The sequence below is a fragment of the Capsulimonas corticalis genome (genome assembly GCF_003574315.2).
GTDB classification, from domain to species: Bacteria; Armatimonadota; Armatimonadia; order Armatimonadales; family Capsulimonadaceae; genus Capsulimonas; species Capsulimonas corticalis.
On record NZ_AP025739.1, the window covers coordinates 90693 to 102736 of the forward strand.

Sequence of the window (12044 nt, forward strand, 5' to 3'; positions counted from 1 at the left end):
GTTATTTTTCCAAAAAATCCGACGCCTGCGCGGCCAGTTCTTGCAAACTCAGAACGACGGTCAGCTCCGGGCGCAGGAGGCGCATCTGCTCCTCGATGTCCTTCCGGCGAGAGTAATCCGGGTGGACGCCGACAAAGATCGGCTTGCCGGCCATCGACCACGCGCCCAGCTCAAACAGTGAGATGGGGCAAACGGTCTCGCAGGGAAACCAGAAGAGTATGGCCTCGGCGAGCCTCAGATGATCGAACTCCCATGAAATCTGCTGCTCGGCCGACCAATCGGGATCCTCGAAGTAGCGCGGATGGCGCGGATTGAGCAGTGTCCACGGCGTCCCGGACAGAAATCCGATCATCGCCGACTGCCAGTCCGGGCATCCCGTGACACCGCCCGCCAGGAACAGCGCCGCGCCATCCCCGGAAAACCGGTCCGGCGTATTGGTCAGGCGCGCCATTCAATTCTCCTCCCGCATGCCGAACTTGAACAGCTTCGCGCCGCGCGCGAACAGCGCCTGCGTCCCGTTTTTTAGGAGGATGCAGTCGCCGTCCAATCCCGTCTCCTCGCAGCGCTGGTATTGAGTCGAATCGAGATCTCGCGCGAAGATCTCCAGAGCGCCATGGTCGTCGAGAAGCAGGCACACGCCGCTGTCCAGCACGACGAAGTTGATCTCCGCGCTTGCGACATCTTCCCGGCGGCGCAGGTCGTAGCGCCGGAAATCCGTGGCGAAGCGGATGATGTACTGGTCGTAACGTCCGTCTCGGGCGGCGATCACGATCAGCACGCGGTCTTTGTACGACGCGCTGACGATCCGCGCGCCGTCCAGCTCCGCCAAACGCACCTGCCGGCTCTCGCCGCGTCTGGGCAGCACGGACACATAACATGCGCCGAGGACATCCTGCACGGCGACGCCTTCGAAGAGCTGGGTCGCCTGCGGCATGACGTTCGCGACCGGCCGCGCGCTCGCCAGCGTCACGAGCGGCAGCGCCACCAGATCGACTTCGAGCAGCGATCCCCCTTGCTGAAAATACAGACGCCCGCCGCTGGACATCACGCTGTCGCCGGCAAGGCGCGTCTCCAGCGGCCGGTCTCTTTGTAAGTCGTAAAAACGAATATACCCGTTCTCCGGCCACGCCGCCACCGCCTGTGTCCCGCCCGGCGCGATTCCGATCTTCACATCAGGTCCCAGCACCGTGGCGCCGCCGATCACGACGCCTTGCGCCGTGATCACCAGGCCGTTGACGAAGTCCACGATATCGGCGCCGTAGTCGCGCATCTCTTCGATCTCAAAGCTCGCGCTGGTCGGCGCCGCCGCCATGCGCGGCGCGAAAGAAATGGCGCCGTAGGCGCCTTGCGGCGGCGCAATGCGCTGCCCGCCATCGAGCACGGACTGATACCAATCGCGATAGGCGCTCGGGATAACATCGAACGACAAACACGCGCCGGGCACGCTCACGTCCGGGTTCAAAACGGAGACGTTGCGCAGCATGCGCTCCTCCAACGTCTTCCATTGCGGATGCTTGCCCCGGTAGGGATGGATGCCGGCAAAGATCTGAAACGAGACCACCGCGAAGGCAAACCAGTCCGTCGCTTCGCTAAAGCCGCGCGCATGGCGATCTCGAACGCTGTCCATCAGGGCAGTCGCCGGAAACCCGGGCGCCTGATAGCTATCGACATCGATAAAGTACAGATTGTCCAGCGTCTCATCCACCACGAAGTTCATCTCGTTCAGATCGACGATCAGCAGGCCCTGCTCGTGGACGTGCTGGACACCCGCCTGTAAACGCCGCACCAGCTCCAGCGCCGCATCCGGCGTCAGGCCCTTGCGATCCCGAAAGGCGCGCGGAAAAATCTGACACAACGGATACCCTTTCGGCGCCGCGCGCATCGCATAGCCAATGGGGTCGCGGTTCTTATCCGTCAGCATCGCCTCCGGCCGCAGGATCTCCGGCAGGTTCAGCACCGACAGCGCCCGCACCTTACCCTCGGGAACAACGCTGCCCGCCGAATTGTAGACTTTGTACGCAGTCGCGCCCTTGACATACACCGCGCCTTCCCCACCCTGCGCCTTGAAATCCGCCTGCGTGAGCGTGATCTTCTGCTTGCCTTCTAAATAGACATCCATTGTAGCTTCCTCAATACGGCGGCGCCAGCCGCCGCAGCCCATGCGCCAAGACGACGAGGGCAAAACAAAAATTGCGCGCGAAGCGCAGGGCGAATAGCGAATCGACGGGGCGCTCCGGCTGACCGGTCTCGCAGACCTGAGACAATTGCGTCGCGAGCCGCCGCATCCAGGCAATGCTGCATGGTTTTTCGCAGATCCCATCCAGCCACTCGGAGGGGATCGACGCGCCGCCGGCGCCGACCATTGCGCCGACGATCGCCGCCGTGGTGTCCGTGTCGCCGCCGCAGGCGATGACGGATCGAACCGCTTTTTCAAAGTCTGCCGGGCTGCTGAGCCAGCAGTGAATGGCGACCGGGACCGTTTGCAGGATATAGCCGCGCACATATCCCGCCGCGCCAATGCCGGCGGCGAAGTCCGTCACGCTCTCGGATCGTTGCACGCTGGCAATCGCCGCATCCAAGACTCGAAGCGTTTCCGGCTCGTCGACCAACTCGTGCAGATGCTCTCGGAATTCAGAGACAATCTCATCTGCCGGCAATCGCCGCGACGAGAGATAAGCGGCGACCGCCACCGCCATCGCACCGGCCTCGGCTTTGGGGTCGGTGTGCGTGATGCGCGTGGAGGCTTGAACCAGCCGACGCATCTGCTCGGGGTGGTCGCCATAGCAGACGCCGAGCAATGCGCTGCGCATCGCGGGACCGTTGCCGGCGGAGCGGACGCCGCTGCGTTCCGGCGGGACTCCGGCAAGCAGCTTGAGGCAGGCGCGCAGTGTGGCGAGACCGATCCCCGCCGGCAGTCCCAAAAACCAGATCCGCAGGCGACGGGCGAAACGGCGCTGGAAGAGTGCGGCGTCGCCCGCCGACTCGATGAGGCTTTGCGCCAGCAGGCATGCGTGCTCGGTGTCATCGGAGACCATGCCGCGCCCGCCGGGCAGCAGGCGCGGACGGTCCAGATTTGGGAACAGTTTGCGCTGCCTTGGATAAGACAGCCCTTCGGCGGCCAATCCCAGCGCGTCGCCCGCCGCCGTTCCCAATAAGCACCCCGTAATCGCTTCTTCTCTCGACCCCATCGAACTCTCCTCGCGCCCAGGCCGCCTCAGAACTTGAGCGGCGCCGGCGCGACGCCCGAGCCGAGCGCCTGGGACTGCATGCTGATGCTGCGCGAGACGAACTCCGCGAGCGTCGCCAATGTCTGCGCGTTGGCGCTCGCCATCTCGATATACTGACTGAAGCCGCCGTCTTGATAGGCCCGCTGCAGATCCTGACTGACTTGCTTGTCGCGGACGTTGACGCCGATCAGCACCGAGAGCGCCATTTCGACATATTCGTCGGAGACCGCCCGCGCCATCGCATCGCGCACGCCCTGCGCGGTATGCTTGGAGGTGTTGTCGCCGCCGTCGGTGATCACGAACAAGATCGCGTTGGCCGAAAACCCGCCCACACCCAGCTGCTTGCCGTAGTCGACCGTGGCGCTGATGGCGTTCTCCGCCGCGTCGTAAAGCGAGGTGCTGCCGCCGACATGCAAAACCTTCTCGTAGTCCGCCGGACGGCAGCACTCCAGCATTTTGAAGCCGTGCAGTTCGCGGACGTCGCCGCTGAACTCCACAAGCCGCAGCAAAAGATTATCGGCGCGCGGGCTGTACTGGCAGGCCTGCACGATGCCTTTCAGTGTCTTCTCCAGCTCGACTTGAAATCCGGCGACGCTGCTGCTGGCGTCCACGACGATGGAGACCAGCGTATACTCCGTCGCGCCAAGGTTGTCGATCCGGGTGGCCGAGTAGCCGTAATGGCTCGTCGGCAGCGTCTTCATCTCGAAAGTCAGGTCATTGATCACAGGCATTTTCGGGCTCCTTTCCAAGCGCAAATCCTAGCGCAGGAAATCCTGCGTGGTCGCGAGCTGCATCCCTCGCGCGGTCATTTCTTTGATAAAATCGTCCTGATACGCTTCGAACCCGGTCACCGGGCTGGTCGCGTCGGTCAAAAGCACCAGCTTCTTCACCGCGTCATCGCTGCCGAAGCCGTTGGCGATATCGCGAACCGTGTTCGCCAAACAGTGGCTCCCGGCCTCGCCGGCGACAGCGATGACGTCCGCCTGCAAGAGCGTCTGGATCAGCGCCGTATTCATCTGCGTGCTCGGGTCCATCGGATCGGGAACTTCGGCTTGAATGGCGCTATAGTGCTCGGTGAAGATATTGCTGCCCTTGGTGACATAATCCACCATCGCAAACCGCTTCTCCCACCCAACGAGCGCATCCTGAAGCTCGGGCATCACCGCGTGTCCCTCGGTCCCGATCAGACAGTGGTAAGGCCAGATGCACAGCGCATATCGTCCATCCGCCGCCAGCGCCTTCACGTAATCCAGTCCACGCCGGTACATCCCCGGCTGCGTGGTCGTCCACCGCCCATTCTCCACGTCATCGACACTGATCAGCGTGAATGGGTCCGGATGCGCCCCGGTGCTGTCCTTCCAAAAGATCGGGTGCGCGATATCGATATAGTGGTGCGAATCGAGCGTGACGTGAATGTCATCCAGCTTCGTCCCCACCCGGTCGATCATTTGCGCGAGCCGGTGAATATCCTGCTCCGCGCCTTTGACATAAAGTTTGCCGCGCTGGGGATCGCAGAAGTCGATCTGCGGATCGATGATCAATAGTTCTACCTGCATTGCCTTTGCTCCTTTAATAGTGTTCAATTTACACTTACAAGAGCAGTATACCACAGATAGTGTAAAACAAACACTTATTTTTGATGTGCGAGAAAAAGATTGGCCCTCACCCCCCGGCCCCTCTCCCAATTTTGGGAGAGGGGGAGTCAGAGGGAGTGAGAGTTTAAAGTCATAAGATCTTTTGGATCAAAGATCCAAATCTTAATCTCTTACTCCTAACCCTCTCCTAGAATTGGGAGAGGGTGGCCCGAAGGGCCGGGTGAGGGCCCCTATCCTGCAAACTCATACAGCGCCGCCGGGCGGTGTGCGCCGCGTACTTCTTCGGTGGTCTGGGACAGAATGCCGAGGGACAGAATCCATTTACGGAAGTTGCGTTTGTCGAGTTCACGGCCCATCAGGGTTTCGTAGACTTCTTGAAGCTGGGTGAGGGTGAATTTGGCGGGGAGGAGGCCGCGCGCGACGTAGCCGGCTTCGACTTTGGCGCGCAGCGATTTGTGCGCGTCTTCGAGAATCTTAATGTGATCGAAGGCGAGCGGGAGCGGGAGGTCGTCGATGGGGAACCAGTTGGCGTCGGCGGCGTCGGTGTCGGCGCGCAGGATCACGCGGTCGCTGGGGATGAGCGCGGTGAAGGCGAGGGTGATGACGCGCGTGCGCGGGTCGCGGCCGGGATCGCCGTAGGCGCGCAGCTGTTCCAGAGCGGCGTCGGTGACGCCGGTTTCTTCGCGCAGTTCCCGCTCGGCGGCCGCCTCCAGGGTTTCCTCCATGCGGACGAAGCCGCCGGGGATCGCCCACAGGCCCTCGAACGGCCAGGCTTTGCGCTGAATCAGCAGGACCTGAAGCGTGCGATGACGGAGGGTGAAGATGACGATGTCGGCGGTGACGGAAGGCCGTTCAAACTGCGTGACATCGTAGGCGAGCGCGGGATCGAGGTCGGGCATGGTGTTCTCCAGACACGATCTTATCTGAAGAGTGAGGGAATTGTCAAGCGGCGGGAGTGGTGTACACAGATCGGCGCCGGCGGTTTCCCCCGCCGGCGCCGTCCGAACATTGCCAAATCAAGGCGTGGCAACGCGCGGCCAGCCGTCGCGGTCCCAGGTTAATTTGTCCACGTTTGCCGTGGTGGCGCCGCTTTTGTCTTTGGCCCATTCATAATGCGTGGTCAGCCAGTCGCCGTCTTTGTCGAACAGCACGCCGACATGGCCTGGGCCAACTTCGCTTCCATCTGATTTCTTGTTGTCCAGGAAGATCGTCCCGCCGCCGTCTTTCAGATCCTTGCCGTCTTTGTCGAGGAAGGGGCCGGTGACGTTCTTGGAGCGTCCCATGCGAATGTTATACGTGCTTTTTTCGCCCTGGCAGCAGGATCCCCAATTCACGAACAGATAGTACCAGCCGTCGTGGGGAATGATGGCGGACGCTTCGATGTCCCCGTAGGGCGGGCTGGGATGCGTGGCGATCTTGACGGGAACGGCCCCGGCCGCCGTCTTGCCGGATTCGGGATCGATCTTTACGACATAGATGCCGCTGAAGTACGAACCGAAGCTCAGCCAGGGCTGGCCGTGAAAATCGACGAAGATGCAGGGATCGATCGTATTGAAACCCTGCGAGGTGGGAGACTGGACGACGACGCCCCGATCAACCCAGGCGCGGGGATCGAGCGTGCTATTCGTCGCCACTCCGATCCCCGATCTTTGGCTGCCGAACGACGAGTAAGAGTAGTAGAGATGATACTGCCCGTGGAAGTAATGGATGTCCGGCGCCCAGGCGTTGTTATGCCGATTCTCCGGGACCGCCTCCGATACCCAGGCGGGACGCACCGCGAACACGGGGCCACGGTCCGTCCAATGCAGACGGTCCGTGGAGGAAAACTGCTGGACGCCGCGACCGGTGCCGTAGATCCAGTACGTTCCGTCCTGCTTCACCATCGTGGAAGGGTCGCGGACAAGGCAGTCGGTCTCGGCGGCGCGCAGCACGCCCGGCGCCAGCAGGGCGCAGATCGCAAAGATCGCCAGAGATCGGTTCTTGACGGAGCGCGCGTCGACGCTGCGCGAGGACATACGGATCACGAGAGTTTCTCCTGTGGTTGGGTGAGTTGTGTGTTATTCCGAGGATGGACGCACGATGGCGTCGGACATGCGGGCGACGCGCGCCATTTCGCGGACATCGTGCACGCGGACGATATCCGCGCCGGCGGCGATGCTGAGCGCCACCGTCGCCGCCGTGCCCTCGCGCCGGTCCATCGGATCTTCTGTACCGAGCACGGCGCCGATGAATCGTTTGCGCGATGCGCCGATCACCATCGGCGCGCCGATCAGCTGAAGCTCGCGCAGGCGGCGCAGGATCTCCAGATTCTGCTCGGTATTCTTCCCAAAGCCCAGACCAGGATCGATCAGCAGCTGCTCCGGCCATACGCCCAGGGCGCGGACGGCGGCGATACGGTCGAAGAAGTAGGCGGCGATATCGGACAGGATGTCGCCGTACCGCGCCTTCGCCACATCGCGCGGCTTGCCCGGCAGGTGCATCAGAATCGCGGGGACGCCTCGCCTGGCCACCAACGGCGCCATCTCCGGGTCGTAGGACAGGGCGCTGATGTCGTTGACGATCGACGCGCCGGCGTCCAGCGCGGCCTCGGCGACGGCGGCCTTATACGTATCGATCGACAAAAGAACGTCGGGGAATTCGGAAGCGATCTGGGTGATGGCGGGAAGGACGCGGCGCAGCTCTTCCTCGGGATTGAGGGGGCTGGAGTCGCGGAAAGTGGCGGGACGGGTGCTTTCGCCGCCGATATCGAGAATATCGGCGCCGTCCGCGATCATCTGGCGCGCGTGGGCGACGGCGGCGGCGGGGTCCGCGTATTGACCGCCATCCGAAAAGGAATCGGGGGTGACGTTCAGCACACCCATCACCAGGGTGCGCGTCCCCATGCCGATCTGCCGGAGGCGATTCAATTGTAGTAGCGAGCGCCGCCCCAATTGGAGGCGTCCGCCTGCCCCTGAGCCACCTCGGAGAAGTGCTCCACGGTCAGGTGGCGAATGCGGGTCAGGCCCTCATCGCTCAGCGCGTAGCCGCGCTCGGCGATGGCGTCGTCGGCGTTGGTGCGCAGCTGATGCTGGAAGTGCCAATCTTCGCTGGCGAGCAGCAAAATCTGGCGCATCTGGAACTCGTCCAGCGCCTCCAGCGCCTCCTCGGCTTCCTCATACAGGTCCGTGGTGGTTTCGGCCAGATCGCGCGCTCGGGAGAACTCACGAACGGCGCCGGGAACATTGCCTTGCTGCTGGAAAAGTAACGCGCGCTTGTAGTGGTGGCTGGGACTGTACGGGTCGAGGCGAACCATTTCCGCCGTGACATGCAGCGCCTTCTCGATCTGGCCGACCTGAAGATAGGCGATGCTCAGCACGTCCCGCGCGAAGATGCTGCGCGGCAGCATGGACAGCAGGGCTTTCGCTTCGGCGATCACTTCGGGAAAACGTCCGGTTTCGAGCAGGGTATCGATCAGGGCTTCACGGGAGTCTCGGTGATGGGGGTTGAGAAAACTGGCTTTGCGAAACGCGGTCAGCGCCGCATCGATCCGGCGCGCTTCACGAAATAAAATGCCCAGCTTGAGCATGGCGATGGCGTTTTCCGGCTGCAGATTCACCACTTCGGACTGACAGGCGATGGCCTCGTCGACACGTCCCTCGCTGGCAAGCGTCTCGGCGCGCTTGGCCAGGCGCCGGGCGCGCGCCTGCATTCGGCGGCTCTCGCCAGCCGATGCATCTTCAAAGACGGTAGTATTCATCACTCAAATGTCCTCTGTCACTCACCCGATCATTTCAAAAACAGCGCATTAAATATTAAGATACCCGTTTTTGCGCCGACTTGACACATCCTCACGAGCGAAAGCGGAATTGTTTGATTTTCTTAATAATTTTGCGCGCAGGCGTCCCGATTCCCGCCGCGGAACGGGGAAAATCGGATCAAATCATCGGTAAAATCGGGCCGGTCGCGACACGGTCGCGGGTCGGGACCTCGCAGTCGGCGAGTACGCCGCTGGAGGCGCAGTCTTCGCAGCCGCCTTCGCGATGATCGACGCATCCCGGCACTTCCCCGATGTCCTTGAACCGGACTTCGATGAACTTCTGGGTCTCCAGCTGGACTGTGATCATCTGCTGAATGACGTTGACTTCCTCGACCTTGGCGCGCCCCATCGGCGTCATCACGACCATGCCCGGGGCCGGCAGCTTCGGCGCGCCGGTCTCGGGCATGTTGTGCTCGTAGCGCAGGCAGCACATCAGCTTGCCGCACAGACCGGTGAACTTGGCGGGGTTGAGCGAAAGGTTCTGCGTCTTCGCCATCTTCATGGAGACGGGCTCGAACTCGCGCAGGAAAGTGGAGCAGCAGGTGGGGCGGCCGCAGGGGCCGATGCCGGTGACGATCTTCGCATGGTCGCGCGGGCCGACCTGATGCATCTGCACGCGGGTGTGCAGCACGGCGGCGATCTCGCGGACCAGCTCCCGGAAGTCGATGCGGCCCTCGGCCGTGAAGTGGAACGTGACCTGGGCGCCGTCGAACGCCCACTCACACTCGATCAGCTTCATCGGAAGCTTGAGCAGCGCGATCTTTTGCTTGCAGGTGACGAAGGCTTCCGCCTGACGCCGCGCGTTGCGCTCCCGGCGCTCAAAGTCGTCGGGCCGGGCCGCGCGCACGATCTTCATCAGCGGCGCCGCGGCCTCACTGTCGGGGATCATGCGCTCCGTCATCATGATGAAGCCGAATTCCAGACCGTGCTCCGTTTCCAGGATGACGGCGTCGTTCTCCTCCAGCGTAAGGGTGCAAGGATCGCAATAGAAAATTTTACCGATGGGCTTGAACGCCACTCCCACAACGATGGGCATAACAGAACCTAACTCACGGATCAGCCGTGGCAACCGGGAACAACGCGAATCAGCGACCGTCGCCGCCGCGAAGCCGATGCAAGAGCTTTCCCCAAAATCCCTGTGGAGCCGAATGCGGCGAATCGTCATGAAGCGCGCGCGACGACAATCCGGCTCCATTCATCTGTGACAGCACGCGCTCCCGAGAGGCGCGCTCGGCGTGTTCGGGCGCTTCGGGCGTGACAAGCGCCGCCTGGGCCAGCCGCACGGACCCCGCGAGCGACTGTGTCTCCGGGTCGGACGGCGCGGGGGCGAGGTCGCCCTGCGCCATGCGGTCGTCAATGTGTTTCGCCAGTGCTTCTTCCGACATGTTGCATCACCCCTGAGACACGCCGCCGCGCTTCCTCACGCCCCGTCTCCAGTCTCTCCACACTGTCCAGGCGCCGGCTGATCTCGCCGCGCAGCGCCACCACGGCGCGATGCAGCAGAGACTTGACCGCCGATTCGGACCGCTCCATCAGCGGCGCGATCTCCTTCAGCGACAGATCGCCCAAAAACCGATAAATCAGCACTTCGCTCTGGTCCGCCGGCAGCGTCGCGATCGCCGCGCGCACCAATTGCTGGACCTCATGCCGCTCCACGACTTCCTGCGGCGACAAGTTCGCCTCGCCGCGCGCGGGCGTCCGGTCCGCCAGCAAATCCCGCATCCCTTCCACTAACGGCGCATCCAGAGACACGGTTCCCGATGGCGGCCGCTGCCGGCAGGAGTCCACAATCAAATTCGTGGCGATACGATGCAGCCAGGGGTAAAGAGAGGCGTCCTGCGGCATGCCGGCCTTAAAATGGAACCTGGGCAGCGAGGAAAGCGCGCGCAGAAAGGTTTCCGAAGCGACATCTTCCGCATCGCTCGCGTTATTGGTTTTGAGGTAGGCGAGCCGATAGATCCGCGCGTAGTAGCGGCTGTGCAGAGCGGCGAACGCATCGCCGGAACCCCGCTTCGCCGCCTCCACCAGCGCCCGATCGCTTTCCCCCGCCGCACCCGTTTCACCGGGCGGCAACGCCATGATCAGAGCCAAAAACATGCGTATCCCCTGAGTAATATACCATAGCGGAGGGGGAAATACAACTACGAGATGAGAGGAGGCTAATGGAGCCGATGTCGTCTATATCTATCAACAACGGATATCAGTCGCGCGCCGACAGAATCGATCTCCAATACCATCGCCCTACCCCTTCACCACCACCCGCGCCACGCGCGATGTCAGGCAGGTGGTGATCTCGTGGGGCGTCGCGCCGATAGCGTCGGCCATGGCGCCGGCGGCGAGGATTTCGGGGCCGTCCGCTCCGACAATGGTCGCGATGTCGCCGGCCTGAACATCGGGAATATTGGAAACGTCCACGACCATTTGATCCATGCAGACCCTGCCGCGGATCGGCGCGCGGCGGCCGTGGATCAGGACGCAGCCGCCGGCGGTGTGGCGGCGGGAGTAGCCGTCGCCGTAGCCGACGCCGACAGTGGCGTAAACGCCGCCGCCATCGGGAACGGTGTAGGTCTTGCCATAGGAGACCGTGTCGCCGGCGCGCAGGCGATGCACGAGGATCACGCGGGACTTCAGGGACAGCACGGGACGCCATTCATACGACGACTGCGCCCACACGCCGGGCGCGGGTTCGACGCCGTAGAGCAGCAGGCCGGGACGCACGAGCTGATACGCGCCGGCGGCTCCCAGCAGCATGGCGGCCGGCGAATTGCTGGCATGGATCGTCAGACCCCGGGCGCGCTCCCCCAACCCCGCGAGCGCGGACTGGAACAGGGCGAGCTGCGCGCGCGCGTCCTCGGGGTCTTCATCGGCGCTGGCGAAGTGCGTGGCGATCCCCGTCAGACGCACATTCGGCAGAGATCTCAGCGCGGCGAGAGCATCCGAAGCTTCATCCGTCGTAAAGCCCGAACGCCCCATCCCCGTATCGATATCGAGATGGACCTCAGCCGTCTTTGCCTGCGCTTCGGCGGCTTTGGACAGCGCCGCTCCCATCTCACGACTGCTGACGACGGTGGTGAGATCATACGCGACGATTGCATCGGCTTCGTGCGGCGTGACGGGGCTGAGCAGATAGATCCGGGCGTCCGCGCCGGCGATCTGCCGGGCGGCGACGCCTTCCAGGGTAGTGGCGACGCCGAAGTCGCGCGCGCCGAGCGCATGCGCCTGGCGAACGATAATCTCCAGGCCATGCCCGTAGGCGTTGGCTTTGACGATCACCATCACGCGCGCGCCGTACGGCTGAGTATAGAGCGCCTGAAGGTTGGCGAGGTTATGGGCGAGAGCATCGGCGTCGATCTGGGCCCAGGTGCGGGACTGTGGTGAAAGTGACATGAGGATCTACGGAAGACGCCGCCGCGCACGCTTTTTAGG

Annotated in this window: 13 protein-coding genes; all 13 read right to left on the reverse strand. The window is 63.0% G+C overall.

The window, feature by feature from the left end:
• Window position 1 precedes the first annotated feature (1 nt).
• Window positions 2-451 (reverse strand): nucleoside 2-deoxyribosyltransferase domain-containing protein, encoded by a 450-nt coding sequence (locus D5261_RS00450; protein WP_119319996.1) that lies wholly within the window; start codon window positions 449-451, stop codon window positions 2-4.
• Window positions 452-2119, reverse strand: coding sequence for a protein kinase family protein (locus tag D5261_RS00455; RefSeq protein WP_119319997.1), 1668 nt, complete (start codon window positions 2117-2119; stop codon window positions 452-454).
• Window positions 2120-2129: 10 nt separating this feature from the next.
• Complete coding sequence (locus D5261_RS00460; protein WP_119319998.1) at window positions 2130-3188, reverse strand: ADP-ribosylglycohydrolase family protein; 1059 nt, start codon at window positions 3186-3188, stop codon at window positions 2130-2132.
• Between the two features lie 26 nt (window positions 3189-3214).
• A complete protein-coding gene (locus tag D5261_RS00465; RefSeq protein WP_119319999.1) occupies window positions 3215-3958 on the reverse strand; it encodes a VWA domain-containing protein in 744 nt (247 codons plus the stop codon).
• Between the two features lie 27 nt (window positions 3959-3985).
• On the reverse strand, window positions 3986-4783 hold the full coding sequence (locus D5261_RS00470; RefSeq protein WP_119320000.1) for a cysteine hydrolase family protein: 798 nt from the start codon (window positions 4781-4783) through the stop codon (window positions 3986-3988).
• Window positions 4784-5052: 269 nt separating this feature from the next.
• Window positions 5053-5721, reverse strand: a complete 669-nt coding sequence (locus D5261_RS00475) for an NrtR DNA-binding winged helix domain-containing protein (RefSeq protein ID WP_119320001.1) — start codon at window positions 5719-5721, stop codon at window positions 5053-5055.
• Window positions 5722-5838: 117 nt separating this feature from the next.
• Window positions 5839-6837 (reverse strand): arabinan endo-1,5-alpha-L-arabinosidase, encoded by a 999-nt coding sequence (locus D5261_RS00480; protein WP_119320002.1) that lies wholly within the window; start codon window positions 6835-6837, stop codon window positions 5839-5841.
• Between the two features lie 42 nt (window positions 6838-6879).
• Window positions 6880-7704 (reverse strand): dihydropteroate synthase, encoded by an 825-nt coding sequence (gene folP, locus D5261_RS00485; protein ID WP_119320287.1) that lies wholly within the window; start codon window positions 7702-7704, stop codon window positions 6880-6882.
• Between the two features lie 20 nt (window positions 7705-7724).
• The gene (locus tag D5261_RS00490) at window positions 7725-8558 is read right to left on the reverse strand and encodes a tetratricopeptide repeat protein (RefSeq protein WP_119320003.1); all 834 of its coding nucleotides are present in this window, start codon (window positions 8556-8558) and stop codon (window positions 7725-7727) included.
• A 178-nt stretch (window positions 8559-8736) separates the two neighbouring features.
• Window positions 8737-9654 carry a PSP1 domain-containing protein gene (locus tag D5261_RS00495; protein ID WP_119320004.1) on the reverse strand — a complete coding sequence of 306 codons (918 nt, stop codon included), beginning with the start codon at window positions 9652-9654 and terminating at the stop codon, window positions 8737-8739.
• A gap of 49 nt (window positions 9655-9703) precedes the next feature.
• Window positions 9704-10003, reverse strand: coding sequence for a hypothetical protein (locus D5261_RS00500; RefSeq protein ID WP_125205830.1), 300 nt, complete (start codon window positions 10001-10003; stop codon window positions 9704-9706).
• A complete protein-coding gene (locus D5261_RS00505; RefSeq protein ID WP_119320006.1) occupies window positions 9972-10715 on the reverse strand; it encodes an RNA polymerase sigma factor in 744 nt (247 codons plus the stop codon). The genes D5261_RS00500 and D5261_RS00505 overlap by 32 nt, the downstream gene beginning before the upstream one ends.
• A gap of 144 nt (window positions 10716-10859) precedes the next feature.
• Complete coding sequence (alr, locus tag D5261_RS00510; RefSeq protein WP_119320007.1) at window positions 10860-12005, reverse strand: alanine racemase; 1146 nt, start codon at window positions 12003-12005, stop codon at window positions 10860-10862.
• Window positions 12006-12044 lie beyond the last annotated feature (39 nt).